The sequence below is a fragment of the Streptomyces sp. NPDC033845 genome (assembly GCF_055576225.1).
This window is the reverse complement of record NZ_JBVIRI010000010.1, coordinates 297,021-312,664: the sequence shown is the minus strand read 5'-3', so window position 1 is coordinate 312,664 and position 15,644 is coordinate 297,021. Positions and strand designations below refer to the sequence as shown.

The window sequence follows — 15,644 nt, the reverse complement described above, 5'->3', positions numbered from 1 at the left end:
GCCCGGTTACATTCCGAACCCGGAAGCTAAGCCTTTCAGCGCCGATGGTACTGCAGGGGGGACCCTGTGGGAGAGTAGGACGCCGCCGAACAATCTTTCAAAGGACCCTTGGTCCTCAGCGTTCACGCTGAGGACCAAGGGTCCTTTTTTGTTTTGCACACTTTACGCCGGAGCGCGGCCAAGGGCTGGTTGCGCAAGAATGACTAGCGGTACCCCGAAGACAGGAGTCACACCCATGTCCAACTCTCCCGACGATCGTCCGGAGCGCGAGCCCCGTCGCAACGACGGTGGTGACAGGGGCGGCTACCGCGGGGGCCGTGACGACCGTGGCGGTGACCGCGGTGGCTTCCGTCGCGACGACAACCGCGGCGGCGGCCGTCCCGCCGGTGGTGGCGGCGGCTTCCGCCGTGACGACCGGGGCGGACGCCCGGCCGGTGCCGGCGGCGGTGACCGTGGCGGCTTCCGCCGCGATGACAACCGTGGTGGCGGTGGCGACCGCGGCGGCTTCCGCCGGGACGACAACCGTGGTGGCGGCGACCGCCCCAGCTACCCGCGCCGTGACGACAACCGTGGTGGGGACCGTCCCGCGTTCCGTCGTGATGACAACCGTGGTGGCGGGGACCGCCCCAGCTACCCGCGTCGTGATGACGACCGCGGTGGTTACCGTGGCGGTCGCGAGGACCGGGGTGGGGACCGTCCCAGCTACCCGCGCCGTGACGACAACCGTGGTGGGGACCGTCCCGCGTTCCGTCGTGACGACCGGGGCGAGCGTCCCAGCTACCCGCGCCGCGATGACAACCGTGGCGGCGGCGACCGCCCCAGCTACCCGCGTCGTGATGACGACCGTGGTGGTTACCGTGGCGGTCGCGACGACCGGGGTGGGGACCGTCCCAGCTACCCGCGTCGCGATGACAACCGTGGTGGCGGCGACCGTCCGTCCTTCCGTCGTGACGACCGGGGTGACCGTCCGAGCTACCCGCGTCGTGATGACGACCGTGGTGGTTACCGTGGCGGTCGCGAGGACCGGGGTGGGGACCGTCCCAGCTACCCGCGCCGCGATGACAACCGTGGTGGCGGCGACCGTCCGTCCTTCCGTCGTGACGACCGGGGCGACCGTCCCAGCTACCCCCGCCGTGACGACAACCGTGGCGGCGGCGACCGCCCCAGCTACCCCCGTCGCGATGACCGGGGTGACCGCCCGAGCTACCCGCGTCGTGACGACGACCGTGGTGGTTACCGTGGCGGTCGCGACGACCGGGGAGGGGACCGTCCCAGCTACCCGCGCCGCGATGACAACCGTGGCGGCGGCGGCGGCGACCGTCCGTCCTTCCGTCGTGACGACCGGGGCGACCGTCCCAGCTACCCCCGCCGTGACGACAACCGTGGCGGCGGGGACCGCCCCAGCTACCCCCGTCGCGATGACGACCGCGGCGGCTACCGTGGCGGTCGCGACGACCGGGGCGGGGACCGTCCCAGCTACCCCCGTCGCGACGACAACCGTGGCGGCGGCGACCGTGGCGGCTTCCGTGGCGGTCGCGACGACCGTGGTGGGGACCGTCCCAGCTACCCGCGCCGCGATGACGACCGCGGCGGTTACCGTGGCGGTCGCGACGACCGGGGCGGCGACCGCGGTGGGTACCGTGGCGGCCGGGACGACCGGGACCGCGACTACCGCGACCGCAGCGACCGGGAGCCCGTGAAGCGGCTGCCGATCGACGAGGACGTCACCGGTGACGAGATCGACTCCGATGTGCGTCAGGAACTCCTCAGCCTGCCCAAGGGCCTGGCCGAGGAAGTCGCCCGGAACCTGGTGATGGTCGCCCGGCTGATCGACGAGGACCCCGAGCAGGCCTACGCCTACTCGCGGATCGCCCTGCGGCTCGCCTCCCGCGTCGCCGCCGTCCGCGAGGCCGCCGGCTTCGCGGCGTACGCCACGCAGAAGTACAGCGAGGCGCTCGCCGAGTTCCGTGCCTCCAAGCGGATGACCGGCTCGGTGGAGCTGTGGCCCGTCATGGCCGACTGCGAGCGCGGCCTCGGCCGGCCCGAGCGGGCGCTGGCCATGGCCGGCGAGCCCGAGGTGCAGAAGCTGGACAAGGCCGGACAGGTCGAGATGCGGCTGGTCGCGGCCGGTGCCCGCCGGGACATGGGGCAGCTCGACGCCGCCATCGTGACCCTGCAGAGCCCGGAGCTGGCCTCCAACACCGTCCAGTCCTGGACCGCGCGCCTGCGCTACGCCTACGCCGACGCCCTGCTGGCCGCCGACCGCGAGGACGAGGCCCGCGAGTGGTTCGCCAAGACCGTCGAGGCCGACAAGGACGGGGCCACCGACGCCTCGGACCGTCTCGCCGAGATGGACGGGGTCGAGTTCGTCGACGCCATCAGCGGGGACGAGCCCGAGGACGAGCCCGAGGACGACGCGAGCGACGAGGACGAGGACCTCGACGAGCGCGAGGACCTCCGCGACGAGCTCGACGAGGACGAGGACGAGGACCCGGCCGAGGTGGCCGCCGCCGAGCGGGCCACCGATGTGACCGAGTACTACGACGAGGACGACGAGGAGTACGAGGCGTCCGACGAGGACGGCGTCTTCGACGACGAGGACGGCGCCAAGCGCTGACCCCGGCAGGACACGGAGAAGGGCGGTACCCCCGGACGGGGGTACCGCCCTTTCGTGTCAGTCCAGGCTGCGCAGGACCAGGCCGGTGGCCGGCTTCGGGCCGAAGGAGGTGGACTTGCGGGGCATGGTCACGCCCTGCCGGGCCAGGTCCCGGACCACTTCCTCCCGGACCGGGTGCAGCAGCACGGCGGTGCCGCCGTCCCGCTCCGCCATCTCCACCGTGGCCTCGGTGTCGTGGATGTACGAGATGTGCTCGGCGGTGTCCGGGACGTGCCACAGGCCGTCCAGCAGCGTCGAGTGCAGCACGGTGGCGTCCAGCCGGCGCCAGGCCTCCGGGCGGTCCCGGCGCACGGTGCGTTCCAGCAGGGCCGGATCCGGGTCGGTGACCAGGTGGAACCGGCCGTCCCCGGCCAGCAGGAAGGCGTTCCCGGTGGCCGCGGCCGCGCCCAGGGCCGCCATCGCGGCGGACAGCGGGCCCTCGACCGTACGGACCCGGAAGCCGGGGGTCAGGGCGGCGAGGGCATCCGCGACCGGGAGCCGGCGGAGCAGCCGGTGGATGGCGCGGACCTGGAGCGGATAGCGGGCGGTGTCCACCAGGAGCACCAGCCCGAAGTCCCAGGCGCCCGGGACCCGGTGCTCCGCCTGGAGCCGCAGATAGGTGGCCCAGCGGTGGTGGCCGTCGGCGATGAGGGCCTGGCGGTGGCCGAGGTCGGCGGTGACCGCCGCCAGTTCGGCGGGATCGGTGACCGCCCACAGGCGGTGCCGGAAGCCGTCCTCGGTGGTCGTTTCGAGCAGCGGGGTGCGGGCGGCGGCCGCCTCCACCACGGCGGCGGTGCCGCCGGCCCGTTCGCCGCCCAGGTAGGTGAGGAGCAGGGGTTCCAGGTTCGCGGCGGTGGCCCGCATCAGGCCGGCCCGGTCGGTGACCACGTGCGGCATCACGTCCTCGTGCGGGAGGACGACACCGGCCTCGGCGCCCGAGAGGGCCAGCGCGCCGATGATCCCGCGCTGGAGCAGGTCGCCGTGCCGCTGCTCGTACACGTACAGGGCCGGTACCGGATCGCTGCGCAGGACGCCCTCGGCCAGCCAGTCCCGCAGGGTCCGGGCGGCCCGCTCGTTGCGTTCGGCCGGGGTGCCGGCCTGCGGGAGGATCAGCCGGACGATGTTGTGCGGGTCCGCGGACTCCAGGTGGTCCAGGCCGTCTGGTCGTACGACCACGTCGTAGGGCGGCGAGGTGACCGCGGCGAGACTGCCGACGCGTTCGGGGACGTAGCGCAGTCCGTGGAAGGGGATCAGGCGCAGTCCGTGTTCCTCGGTACCAGTTGTGGTCATTGGTGCATGGTAAGTCGCGTCTCGGCATACGGGATGATCGGGGGGAGCGGACGGGGAGCGTCCCGGGGACGCCACGGAAAGAGGAGCGGACGGTATGAGCCGGCAGAGCAGGACCAGGCCCGCGGGCAGCGAGCGGCGGCTGCACCAGGCGTACGACACGGCCCTGCTGGACCTGGACGGGGTGGTGTACGCGGGCGGGCTGGCCATCGGGCACGCGGTGGACTCGCTGCTGGCGGCCCGGGCGGACGGCATGCACCTGGCCTACGTCACCAACAACGCGCTGCGGACCCCGGACGCCGTCGCCGAACACCTCAGCGAGCTGGGGGTGCCGACCGAGGCGGCGGAGGTCATCACCTCGGCGCAGGCGGTGGCCCGGCTGATCGCGGAGCAGCTGCCGACCGGATCGCGGGTGCTGGTGATCGGCGGGGAGGGGCTCCGGGTGGCGCTGCGGGAACGCGGGCTGGTGCCGGTGGAGTCGGCGGAGGACGGGCCGGCGGCGGTGGTCCAGGGCTACGGCGGGCCGGACCTGCCGTGGGGGCGGTTCGCGGAGGCCTCGTACGCCATCGCGCGCGGGGTGCCGTGGTTCGCGTCCAACACCGATCTGACGATCCCGGGGGCGCGGGGCATCGCGCCGGGCAACGGGGCCGCGGTGGAGGTGGTGCGGATCGCCACCGGGGCGGAACCGCAGGTGGCGGGGAAGCCGCTGCCGCCGATGCACCGGGAGACGATCCTGCGGACCGGCGCCGAGCGGCCGCTGGTGGTCGGGGACCGTCTCGACACCGACATCGAGGGGGCGTTCAACGGTGAGGTGGACTCGCTGCTGGTGCTCACCGGGGTGACGGACGGGGCGCGGCTGCTGCGTGCCGTGCCCGAGCACCGGCCGACCTATGTGGACCGGGACCTGCGGGGCCTGCTCACCGGTCAGCCCGAGGTGCGCGAGGAGGACGGGGGCTTCGTGTGCGGCGGATGGCGGGCCGCGGCCGCCGGGACGGAGCTGGAGCTGACGCCGGTCCGGGCGGAGGGTCCCGACGGGGCCGGCGGTGACCCGATGGACGGGCTGCGGGCGCTGTGCGCGGCGGCCTGGACCGAGGCGGGCGACGGCGGTTGCGGGCTGGACGCGGGGAAGGCGCTGGCCCGGCTGGGGCTGTAGGCCACCGCCGGGCGGGGCCCTCGGCCGGGGCCGTGGTCCCGGTGGGGAGGGGTCGGTGGTCCCGGGGCGGGGGGTCCCAAGGCCTCTGTGGGGTGCGGTCCGACCGGGGAACTGCGAGGGTAGGCTACCCTAACTCGGTGTTGGTCGAGAGTCCCGAGAGTCCCCCGAAACAGCCGCCCGCACCGGGCGGCGCCCCGCGCCCGCGGCATGCCGCGCGCGCCGCCGGGCTGCTGGCAGCCGGAGCCGTGCTGGTGGTGGTCGCCCTCGCCAGCCTCGCGGTCGGCGCCAAGGCGATGCCGCTCGCCGACGTCTGGCACGGGCTGTTCCACTACACCGGCACCCCCTCCGACGTGGTGGTGCACGATCTGCGGATCCCCCGGACCCTGCTCGGCCTGATGGTCGGCGCCGGTCTGGGGCTGTCCGGCGCGGTGATGCAGGCACTGACCCGCAATCCGCTGGCGGAACCCGGGATCCTCGGGGTCAACGCGGGGGCCGCGGCCGCCGTGGTCTCCGCGATCAGCTTCCTGGGGGCCTCCTCGCTGGAGGAGTTCGTCTGGTACGCCTTCGCCGGCGCCGCCCTGGTCTCGGTGGTCGTGTACGTGCTCGGCGGCAGCCGCAGCGCCACCCCGGTCCGGCTGGCCCTCGCCGGGACGGCGGCCAGCGCCGCCCTGGTCGGCTACATCAACGCCGTCCAGCTCATGGACAGCAACGCCATGGACAAGCTCCGCTTCTGGACGGTGGGTTCGCTGGCCTCGGCCACCATGGACACCGTCCGGCAGGTCGCCCCGTTCCTGCTCGCCGGCACCCTGCTGGCGCTGCTGCTGGGCCGGTCGCTCAACGCGATGGCGATGGGCGACGACACGGCGCGGGCGCTCGGCACCCACCTCAACCGGACCCGGATCGCCGCCATGGTCGCCATCACCCTGCTGTGCGGGGCGGCGACCGCCGCGTGCGGGCCGATCGTCTTCGTCGGGCTGATGATCCCGCACCTGGTCCGCAGCTTCACCGGCCCCGACATGCGGTGGGTGCTCGCCTACTCGGCGGTCCTGGCGCCGGTCCTGCTGCTGGGCGCGGACGTCCTCGGCAGGGTCGTCACCCGGCCCGCCGAACTCCAGGTCGGCATCGTCACCGCGCTGATCGGCGGGCCCGTGTTCATCTACCTGGTACGGCGCAAGAGGATGGCCCAGCTGTGACCGCGAACGCCGCACCGCCGGCCGGGGACAAGGCCGGCGACCGGGCCGGCACCGCCGCCGAGCCCGCCCGCCGGACCGGCCCCCGGGCCCTGCGCGGGCCCCGCGGGACCTCGCTGCGCGTCGAGCGTCGCGCCCTGCTGGCCGGACTGCTGCTCACCGCCGTGATGCTGCTGATGGCCGTGCTCCTGATCGGCACCGGGGACTTCCCCATCGCGCCCCTGGACGTGGTGCGGACCCTGCTGGGCAGCGGGAACCCGGCCGACGAGTTCATCGTCAACGACCTGCGGCTGCCCCGGGTCCTGGTGGCGGTGCTGGTCGGCGCCGCGCTCGGGATGTCCGGTGCGGTCTTCCAGTCGGTGTCCCGCAATCCGCTCGGCTCGCCCGACCTGCTCGGCTTCGGGCACGGGGCGGCGGTCGGTGCGCTCGGGGTGATCGTGCTGTTCAAGGGCGATGCCACCCAGGTCGCCGTCGGCGCGCTCGTGGGCGGGCTGCTCACCGGCGGGGCCATCTACCTGCTCGCCTACAAGCGCGGCATCAACGGCTACCGGCTCGTGCTGGTGGGCATCGGCGCCTCCGCGATGCTGATCGCCGCCATCCAGTACCTGCTGACCCGCTCCCAGCTGGTCGACGCCGCCCGCGCCATGATCTGGCTGACCGGTTCGCTCGGCGGCCGCGACTGGGCGCAGGTGTGGCCGCTGGCGGTGACCTGCGCGGTGCTGTTCCCGCTGGTCCTCGGCCAGGGCCGGGCGCTGCGGATGATGGAGATGGGCGACGACGCGGCCGCGGCCGTGGGCGTACGGGTGGAACGCACCCGGATGCTGCTGATGACCGCCGCGATCCTGCTGACCACGGCCGCCGCGGCGGCGGCCGGACCGATCGCCTTCGTGGCGCTGGCCGCGCCGCAACTGGCCCGCCGGCTGACCCGGTCGCCCGGTTCCAACCTGGTGTCCGCCGCGCTGATGGGGTCCGTGCTGCTGCTGGTGTCGGACTGGGCGGCGCAGCGGACCTTCGGCTCCGACCAGCTGCCGGTGGGCGTGGTCACCGGTCTGGTCGGCGGTGTCTACCTGCTGTGGCTGCTGGTGACCGAGCGCAGGGCCGGACGCATATGAGCGCGTTCCCGCGTATCGGCGCGTTTCCGCGCGGCACGGCCTTCCCGGATGTCCGGGCGTACCCGCATGTCCGGGCGTTCCCGAATCCGATCACGAACCGACGAGGAGTACCGAAGTGCAGCGGCTGACCGCGGAGAACGTGACCCTGGGCTACGACCGGCGGGTGATCGCCGAGGACCTGTCGGTGGAGATCCCCGACCACTCCTTCACGGTGATCGTCGGCCCGAACGCCTGCGGGAAGTCCACGCTGCTGCGGGCCCTGTCGCGGATGCTGAAGCCGACGGCCGGGCGGGTGCTGCTGGACGGGCAGGCCATCGGGTCGCTGCCCGCGAAGAAGGTCGCGAAGACCCTGGGCCTGCTGCCGCAGTCCTCCGTGGCCCCCGACGGGATCACCGTCGAGGACCTGGTGGCCCGCGGCCGCTACCCGCACCAGGGGCTGCTGCGGCAGTGGTCGCCGGAGGACGAGCGGATCGTCCGGGAGTCGATGGCCTCCACCGGGGTGGCGGAGCTCGCCGACCGGGCGGTGGACGAACTGTCGGGCGGGCAGCGGCAGCGGGTGTGGATCGCGATGGCGCTCGCCCAGCAGACCCCGCTGCTGCTGCTCGACGAGCCGACCACCTATCTGGACATCCAGCACCAGATCGATGTGCTGGACCTGTGCGCGGAGCTCCACGAGAACCAGGGCCGGACCCTGGTCGCGGTGCTGCACGACCTGAACCAGGCGGCCCGCTACGCGACCCATCTGATCGCGCTGCGGGCCGGCCGGGTGGTGGCCGAGGGGCCGCCCTCCGAGGTGGTGACGGCGGGGCTGGTGGAGGAGGTCTTCGGGCTCCGCTGCCAGGTGGTGCCGGACCCGGCCACCGGTACGCCGCTGGTGGTCCCGGCCTCCCGGGAGGAGCGGCGCGCCGCCGCCGGGACCTCCGGCAGGGCGGCCGCCCCGGCGCTCTGAGGGCCCGGCGGACCCGTACGGGCTCCCGGCGGGCCGTACGGCGCCCCGGCGGACCCGTACGCGCCCCGGCAGCCCCCGCAAGTACCGGCGGACCCCTACAGCATGGTGCGGAGACGGAGCAGGTCGCGGAAGCCCGCCTCCAGCCGGACCCGGCCGGAGGCCCAGGCCTTGGCGAAGTTCAGCCGGCCCTCGACCAGGGCCACCAGATCGTCCCCGGCCATCGCCAGCCGGATCTCGGCCTTGCTCCGGGGCGGCCCCTCGGTGGCGGAGTCCACCCGGATCCGGCCCTGTTCCAGCCGGCCGGTGAAGGTGTGGTCGAGGTCGGTGATGTGGCAGCTCAGGGACCGGTCGAACGCGGCCGCGCCGCGCACTCCCTCGTCCGCCCGTGCCAGGTTGTCGGAGAGCCGGTCGAGTGCGGCTCGGCAGTCGTCGATCGTCGCCATGGTGCTGCCGACGGTACCCCAGCCGTTGGAGGTAGCGTCTGGAGCATGAGCGACGAACAGCCCGCCCCGGCGGACCCGGCCGGGCCCGCCCCCCTCGGGGTGGCACTCACCCCCACCGGGCGGCCCGAGATCGACGCGGGGCTGGCCCGGCTGGCCGAGGCCGACGCCCTCCCGGCGGACGGCCACCTCGCGGTGTACGAGGATGTGCACAGGGGGCTGCGTGACGCGCTGACCGCGCTGGACGCGCCCCCGGCCTCTCGTCCGTACGACAACAGGAGCTGAACCGAACGTGGCAGGAGTGGCACGCCGCCGCCTGGACGCCGAACTGGTGCGCCGCAAGATGGCCCGCTCGCGGGAGCACGCCGGGCAGCTGATCGCCGCCGGCCGGGTCACCGTCGGCGGGAGCACCGCGACCAAGGCCGCCACCCAGGTCGAGACCAGCGCCGCGCTGGTCGTGCTCAAGGACGACAGCGACCCCGACTACGTCTCGCGCGGCGGCCACAAGCTGGCCGGGGCGCTGGCCGCGTTCCAGCCGCTCGGACTGGCGGTGGCCGGCCGGCGGGCCCTGGACGCGGGCGCCTCCACCGGCGGGTTCACCGATGTGCTGCTGCGCTCCGGGGTCGACCACGTGGTGGCCGTGGACGTCGGCTACGGGCAGCTCGCCTGGTCCCTGCAGAGCGACGACCGGGTGACCGTCAAGGACCGCACCAACGTCCGCGAACTCGACCTCGACCGGATCGACGGGCGGCCCGTCGGCCTGGTCGTCGGCGACCTGTCGTTCATCTCCATCGGTCTGGTGCTGCCCGCCCTGGTGCGCTGCACCGCGCCCGACGCCGATCTGGTGCTGATGGTGAAGCCCCAGTTCGAGGTCGGCAAGGACCGGCTGGGCAGCGGCGGAGTGGTCCGCAGCCCCGAGCTGCGCGCCGAGGCGGTCCGCGAGGTCGCCCGGCAGGCGGCGGGGCTCGGTCTGGGCGTGCTCGGCGTCACCGCCAGCCCGCTTCCCGGACCGTCCGGCAATGTCGAATACTTTCTGTGGCTGCGGGCGGGGGCACCGGCGCTCGACCCGGCGGATGTCGATCGTGCAGTGGCGGAGGGGCCGCAGTGACCAGTTCTGCAGAATCACCGACCGGAACGTCCCCGAAGACGGGACGGACCGTCTTCCTGGTGGCGCACACCGGCCGGCCGGCCGCCATCCGCAGCGCCGAGCTGGTCGTCCAGGGGCTGCTGCGCTGCGGGCTGGGCGTCCGGGTGCTGGCGCACGAGGCGGCCGACCTGCCGCTGCCGCCCGAGGTCGAACTGGTCACCGAGACCACCGACGGGGTCCTGGACGGCTGCGAGCTGCTGATCGTCCTCGGCGGTGACGGCACCCTGCTGCGCGGCGCCGAGTTCGCCCGCGGCTCCGGGGTGCCGATGCTCGGCGTCAACCTGGGCCGTGTCGGGTTCCTCGCCGAGGCCGAACGCGACGACCTGGACAAGGTCGTCGACCGGGTGGTCACCCGGGAGTACGAGGTCGAGGAGCGGATGACCCTCGACGTGGAGGTCCACTCCAACGGGGACGTGGTGCACCGCGACTGGGCGCTGAACGAGGCCGCGGTCCAGAAGGTGTCCCCGGAGCGGATGCTGGAGGTGGTCCTGGAGATCGACGGGCGCCCGGTGTCCGGCTTCGGCTGCGACGGGATCGTCTGCGCCACCCCGACCGGCTCCACGGCCTACGCCTTCTCGGCCGGCGGGCCGGTGGTGTGGCCGGAGGTCGAGGCGCTGCTGATGGTGCCGATCAGCGCGCACGCGCTGTTCGCCAAGCCGCTGGTGACCTCGCCCACATCGGTGCTCGCGGTGGAGATCCAGACCGGCACCCCGCACGGGGTCCTGTGGTGCGACGGCCGGCGCACGGTGGAGCTGCCGTCCAGCGCCCGGGTGGAGGTCCGCCGGGGCACCGTGCCGGTCCGGCTGGCCCGGCTGCACCACGCCGTGTTCACCGACCGGCTGGTCGCCAAGTTCGCGCTGCCCGTCTCCGGCTGGCGAGGGGCCCACCCGTAGCCCGATCGGTGCCGGCGGACGGGGTGACGTCACATGGCGTCCGCCAAACCTCGGTATGGTCGGTCCGTGCTTGAGGAGATGCGGATACGGTCGCTGGGTGTCATCGACGACGCTGTGGTCGAGCTGTCGCCCGGATTCACCGCGGTGACCGGCGAGACCGGCGCGGGCAAGACCATGGTGGTCACCAGCCTCGGCCTGCTGCTCGGCGGGCGGGCCGATCCGGCGCTGGTCCGGATCGGGGCCAGGGCCGCGGTGGTCGAGGGGCGGATCGTGGTCCCGGCGGGCGCGCCCGCCGCGCTGCGCGCCGAGGAGGCCGGGGCCGAACTCGACGACGGGGCCCTGCTGATCAGCCGTACCGTTTCCGCCGAGGGGCGTTCCCGCGCCCATGTCGGCGGCCGGTCCGTGCCGGTGGGGCTGCTCGCCGAGCTCGCCGAGGACCTCGTCGCCGTCCACGGGCAGACCGACCAGCAGGGCCTGCTGCGGCCGGCCCGGCAGCGGAAGGCCCTCGACCGGTACGCCGGGGACGCCGTCTCCGTCCCGCTGGAGAAGTACACGGCCGCCTACCGCCGGCTGCGGACCGTCTCCGCCGAACTCGACGAGATCACCACCCGGGCCCGGGAACGCGCCCAGGAGGCCGATCTCCTGCGGTTCGGGCTGGAGGAGATCGCCGCCGTCGAACCCCGGGCCGGGGAGGACACCGAGCTGGCCGCCGAGGCGGAGCGGCTGGGCCACGCCGAGTCCCTGGCCTCCGCGGCGCAGCTCGCGCACGCCGCGCTCGCCGGGAACCCGGAGGACCCCGAGGGCGTCGACGCCAACACCCTGGTCGCGGGAGCGCACCGGGGCCTGGAGGCGGTACGCGCCCACGACACGGCCCTCGGGGCGCTCGCCGACCGGATCGGGGAGCTGGGCATCCTGCTCGCCGACGTGGCCGGTGAACTCGCCGGTTACGCCGACGACCTCGACGCCGACCCGTTGCGGCTGGCCGCGGTGGAGGAGCGCCGGGCCGCCCTCACCCAGCTCACCCGCAAGTACGGGACCGCCGAGGGCGGCGTGGACGCGGTGCTGGCCTGGGCCGAGGAGGGCTCCGGCCGGCTGCTGGAACTCGACGGGGACGACGACCGGATCGGCGAGCTGACCGCCGAACGCGACGGGCTGCGCGCCGAACTCTCCGGGCTCGCCCAGGCGTTGACCGACGCCCGGGCCGAGGCCGCGGAACGCTTCGGTTCGGCCGTGACCGCCGAGCTGGCCTCGCTGGCCATGCCGCACGCCCGGGTGACCATCGACATCCGCCAGTCCGAGGACCCCTCCGGGCAGGGCGTGGTGGTCGGCGGCCGGCCGGTCCTCTACGGGTCCTCCGGCGCCGACGAGGTGGAACTGCTGCTGGCCCCGCACCCCGGGGCCCAGCCCCGGCCGATCGCCAAGGGGGCCTCCGGCGGTGAGCTCTCCCGGGTGATGCTGGCCGTGGAGGTGGTCTTCGCCGGCTCCGACCCGGTGCCCACCTATCTGTTCGACGAGGTCGACGCGGGCGTCGGCGGCAAGGCCGCCGTCGAGGTCGGCCGGCGGCTCGCCAAGCTGGCGCGGTCCGCGCAGGTGGTGGTGGTCACCCACCTCCCGCAGGTGGCGGCCTTCGCGGACCGGCAGCTGCTGGTGGAGAAGACCGTCGACGGATCCGTCACCCGGTCCGGGGTCACCGTCCTCGAAGGCGAGGACCGGATCCGGGAGCTGTCCCGGATGCTGGCCGGCCAGGAGGACTCCGAGACGGCGCGCGCGCACGCCGAGGAGCTCCTCGCCACCGCCCGGGCCGACGCGTAGCGGCGGCGGTCACCCTCGGCACACGCACCGGCTATCACCCAAGTGGGTGATAGCCGGTGCGGTGTGACGGGTTCCCGTACGGGATCCGTACCCGTATGGTCCCGGAACGCGCGTGCGGACTGGCATCCTGGGCGACGTCCGAAGGCATCCCGCACCCCACCTCCACAGGAGCTCCGGCCCGTGACCAGCACCCCGGCTCCGGCCCAGCCCTACGGGCGACCGCCGCTGCGGACCGTCCAAGTGCTCGGAGCCGCCGGCGCGGGCGCCGGGGCGGGCAGCAGCGCGCACGTCCGCTCGCTGGCCGGGGGCCTCGCCGCCCGCGGGGTCAAGGTCACGGTCTGCGCCCCCGTCGCCGCCGAGGGGGAGTACGACTTCACCGGAGCCGGCGCCCGGTTCGCCCCCGCCGCCTCCCATGTGCTGCGCACCGCCTGCGCCGCCGCCGACATCGTGCACGCCCACGGACTCCAGGCCGGGGTACGGGCCGCGCTGGCGCTGCGCGGGCGGCGCGTCCCGCTCGTCGTCACCTGGCACACCGGACCGGCCGGCGGACCCGGCCCGCTCGCCGGGCTCACCCGCCTGCTGGAACGGCGGGTGGCCCGGGCCGCCTCCGTCGTCCTCGGCGGCTCCTCCGACCAGGTCGACCTGGCCCGGCTGCGCGGGGCCCGGGACGCCCGGCTGGCCCCCGTCACCGTCCCCGGCGCCCGGCCCGCCCCGGCCGACACCGGCAAGGTCCGGGCCGAACTCGGCGCCATCGGCCGGCCCCTGGTGATCGCGGTGGGCAGCCTCACCCCGCACCGCGGCTACCCGGTGCTCCTCGACGCGGCCCGCGCCTGGCGGGCCCTGGACCCGGCCCCGCTGGTGGTGATCGCGGGGGAGGGGCGGCTGCGCCCCGAACTCAGCCGCCGCATCGAGCAGGAGGGCCTGCCGGTCCGGCTGCTCGGCCGCCGCCGGGACGTCGCCGAACTCCTGGCCGCCGCCGACATCGCCGTACTGCCCAGCCGCTGGGAGTCCCGGTCGCTGCTGGCCCAGGAGGCGCTGCGGGCCGGCACGGCCCTGGTGGCCACCGCCGTCGGCGGGGTCCCCGAACTCGTCGGCGACGCGGGCGTCCTGGTGCCCTACGGGGACCCCGGAGCGCTCGCGGACGCGGTCAGCGCCCTGCTCGCCGACCCGGCGCGGCTGCGGGCCCTGGCGGCGGCCGGCCCGGCCCAGGCCGGCACCTGGCCCACCGAGGACGACACGGTGGCCCAGGTCCTGTCGGTCTACGACGAACTGATGGAACGCCACCGCTGACCGGCCACCGTCCGACCGGCCACCGTCCCGACCGGTCACCGCCCCTGACCGGTCGTCACCGCCGTCGCCCCGTCAGGAAGTGTGCCGGCGGGCCCGCAGGGCCAGGTTCAGCGACAGCACCGTCTCCGGATCGTCCAGATCGGTGCCCAGCAGCTCCGCGATCCGGGCCAGCCGGTTGTAGAGGGTCTGCCGGTTCAGATGGAGCTCCCGGGCCGTCTCGGCCTTGCGCCCGGCATGCGCCAGATACGTCTCCAGGGTCGGCAGCAGCGGCGGCCGCGAGGTCGCGTCGTGCAGCCGGAGCGGCCCGATCGCCCGCTCCACGAACGCCGCCAGGTCCGGCTGTTCGCGCAGCCGCCACAGCAGCAGGTCGATGTCCAGCCGCCGGGCGTCGTACCAGGGCCGGGCCGGCAGGCCCTGCGCGGCCGTCGCGGTCTCCGCGGCGTGCCGCAGCCCCGCCGAGGCGGCCGCCCAGTCACCCGCCACACCGACCACCACGGCCGGCGGGGAACCGGCCCGGTCCAGCCCGGCCCGCTCCACCCCGGCCCGCAGCGCCACGGCCACCCGGTCGGCCACGGCGGGGCGTTCGCCGTCCGTCCGCAGACCGACCAGCAGCGGCACCCGGCCCTCGACCGGACGGACCCCGAGGAGCACCGGCACCCCCACCGAGGACAGCTCCTCCAGCACCGCGCGGGCCAGCACCGCCCAGTTCCCGGACGGGGTCAGGTCCGAGGCCAGCCGCATCACCACCGGCAGCAGCGGCCCCGCCCCCGGCTTGAAACCGAGCACCCGGGCCTGCCCGGGGGCGTCCTCCGCCGAGATCCGGCCCTCCGCGAGATCGGTCAGGAAGTCCCCGCGGCCCCGGGCGGCCAGCTCCTCGTCCTGGCGGGCCTGCATCAGCACCACCGCCAGCACCCCGGCCGCCCGCTCCGCCGCCATCCGGTGCACCGGCTGGAGCGGCCCGGACACCCCGACCAGCACCAGCCGGGCCCGGACCGCCGCCGTCCCCGGACCGCCGCCCGGCACGTCCACCAGCACCGAGTTCGCCGAGGGCTCCGCCTCCCGGCCGCGCAGCCCCTCCCACACCTGGAGCGGGTCCGCCGCCGCGTCCCCGGACGCGGAGCCCGCCGCGTACAGCAGCTGGCCGTCCGGGGTCTCCAGGAACACCGGGTTCCCGGTGAAGTCCGCCAGGATGCCCAGCACCTGCGGGATCCCGCCGCCGCCCAGCAGCGCCCGGGTGCACCGCTGGTGGACCTCCTCGGCCCGCTGGAGCAGCGCGTAGTGCCCGTTGACGATCTCGGTGTGGACCTCCTCCGTCACGGCGACGAAGGGCACCTCGCGGTGCAGCTGGACCAGCGGCAGACCGGCCGCCCGGGCCGTCTCCACCAGGGTGGCCGGCAGCCGGGTGAACCGCGGCCCCAGCTCCACCACCAGCGCCGCGATGCCCCGGTCGGCCAGCCGGCGGACGAAGGCCCGCTGCTCGGCCGGACGGGTGCCCAGGCCCAGCCCGGTGGTCAGCAGCAGCTCCCCGCCCTTGAGGAGGGAGGCGATGTTGGGGACCTCGCCCGCGTGCACCCAGCGGACCGTCCGCCCGAGCCGGTCGGCACCCGCCACCACCTCGGGCAGCCCGCTGCGCAGACCCGGCAGCTCCAGTGCGCGCTGAACGGTGATCCCGCCCTGGTTGTCCATGTCGCGGACGCTACCCGGCGGTCCGGCCC

The 15,644-nt window shown here is 74.9% G+C and carries 13 protein-coding genes, 1 rRNA gene and 1 pseudogene; 12 read left to right on the top strand and 3 right to left on the bottom strand.

All coding sequences use genetic code 11. The features are described from left to right. The 3 genes and pseudogenes from rrf to ACZ50K_RS23070 form a co-directional block, all read left to right on the top strand. Positions 1–91: ribosomal RNA gene (rrf, locus tag ACZ50K_RS23080) — 5S ribosomal RNA — on the top strand; the annotation flags it as partial. A 225-nt stretch (positions 92–316) separates the two neighbouring features. After that, positions 317–1,189, top strand: a pseudogene (locus tag ACZ50K_RS23075) (tetratricopeptide repeat protein); the annotation flags it as partial. A gap of 561 nt (positions 1,190–1,750) precedes the next feature. Then, positions 1,751–2,617 carry a tetratricopeptide repeat protein gene (locus ACZ50K_RS23070; protein ID WP_468906040.1) on the top strand — a complete coding sequence of 289 codons (867 nt, stop codon included), beginning with the start codon at positions 1,751–1,753 and terminating at the stop codon, positions 2,615–2,617. 57 nt (positions 2,618–2,674) lie between these two features. On the opposite strand, the gene ACZ50K_RS23065 is transcribed toward ACZ50K_RS23070, so the two are convergent. Beyond that, positions 2,675–3,946 carry a DUF1015 family protein gene (locus tag ACZ50K_RS23065; RefSeq protein ID WP_468905996.1) on the bottom strand — a complete coding sequence of 424 codons (1,272 nt, stop codon included), beginning with the start codon at positions 3,944–3,946 and terminating at the stop codon, positions 2,675–2,677. Positions 3,947–4,040: 94 nt separating this feature from the next. Between ACZ50K_RS23065 and ACZ50K_RS23060 the strand changes: the two genes are divergently transcribed. The 4 genes from ACZ50K_RS23060 (at position 4,041) to ACZ50K_RS23045 (ending at position 8,347) form a co-directional block, all read left to right on the top strand. Then, positions 4,041–5,096 carry an HAD hydrolase-like protein gene (locus tag ACZ50K_RS23060; protein ID WP_468905993.1) on the top strand — a complete coding sequence of 352 codons (1,056 nt, stop codon included), beginning with the start codon at positions 4,041–4,043 and terminating at the stop codon, positions 5,094–5,096. Between the two features lie 137 nt (positions 5,097–5,233). Next, entirely contained in the window at positions 5,234–6,289 is a 1,056-nt protein-coding gene (locus tag ACZ50K_RS23055) for a FecCD family ABC transporter permease (RefSeq protein ID WP_468905991.1), read from the top strand. A gap of 89 nt (positions 6,290–6,378) precedes the next feature. Beyond that, positions 6,379–7,398, top strand: coding sequence for a FecCD family ABC transporter permease (locus ACZ50K_RS23050; protein WP_468906038.1), 1,020 nt, complete (start codon positions 6,379–6,381; stop codon positions 7,396–7,398). Between the two features lie 115 nt (positions 7,399–7,513). Beyond that, a complete protein-coding gene (locus tag ACZ50K_RS23045; RefSeq protein WP_468905990.1) occupies positions 7,514–8,347 on the top strand; it encodes an ABC transporter ATP-binding protein in 834 nt (277 codons plus the stop codon). A 95-nt stretch (positions 8,348–8,442) separates the two neighbouring features. Here the strand turns inward: ACZ50K_RS23045 and ACZ50K_RS23040 are convergent, their stop codons facing one another. Beyond that, a complete protein-coding gene (locus ACZ50K_RS23040) occupies positions 8,443–8,790 on the bottom strand; it encodes an SCP2 sterol-binding domain-containing protein (RefSeq protein WP_468905987.1) in 348 nt (115 codons plus the stop codon). Positions 8,791–8,835: 45 nt separating this feature from the next. Between ACZ50K_RS23040 and ACZ50K_RS23035 the strand changes: the two genes are divergently transcribed. From ACZ50K_RS23035 to ACZ50K_RS23015, 5 genes are all read left to right on the top strand, one after another. Further along, complete coding sequence (locus ACZ50K_RS23035) at positions 8,836–9,072, top strand: hypothetical protein (protein WP_468905984.1); 237 nt, start codon at positions 8,836–8,838, stop codon at positions 9,070–9,072. A gap of 7 nt (positions 9,073–9,079) precedes the next feature. After that, the gene (locus ACZ50K_RS23030) at positions 9,080–9,895 is read left to right on the top strand and encodes a TlyA family RNA methyltransferase (RefSeq protein WP_468905981.1); all 816 of its coding nucleotides are present in this window, start codon (positions 9,080–9,082) and stop codon (positions 9,893–9,895) included. Beyond that, a complete protein-coding gene (locus ACZ50K_RS23025) occupies positions 9,892–10,827 on the top strand; it encodes an NAD kinase (RefSeq protein ID WP_468905979.1) in 936 nt (311 codons plus the stop codon). The genes ACZ50K_RS23030 and ACZ50K_RS23025 overlap by 4 nt, the downstream gene beginning before the upstream one ends. A 78-nt stretch (positions 10,828–10,905) precedes the next feature. Continuing rightward, positions 10,906–12,639 (top strand): DNA repair protein RecN, encoded by a 1,734-nt coding sequence (gene recN, locus ACZ50K_RS23020; protein ID WP_468906035.1) that lies wholly within the window; start codon positions 10,906–10,908, stop codon positions 12,637–12,639. Between the two features lie 180 nt (positions 12,640–12,819). After that, positions 12,820–13,929 (top strand): glycosyltransferase family 4 protein, encoded by a 1,110-nt coding sequence (locus tag ACZ50K_RS23015; protein WP_468905977.1) that lies wholly within the window; start codon positions 12,820–12,822, stop codon positions 13,927–13,929. A gap of 72 nt (positions 13,930–14,001) precedes the next feature. Here the strand turns inward: ACZ50K_RS23015 and ACZ50K_RS23010 are convergent, their stop codons facing one another. Continuing rightward, the gene (locus tag ACZ50K_RS23010; RefSeq protein ID WP_468905974.1) at positions 14,002–15,615 is read right to left on the bottom strand and encodes a PucR family transcriptional regulator; all 1,614 of its coding nucleotides are present in this window, start codon (positions 15,613–15,615) and stop codon (positions 14,002–14,004) included. Positions 15,616–15,644 lie beyond the last annotated feature (29 nt).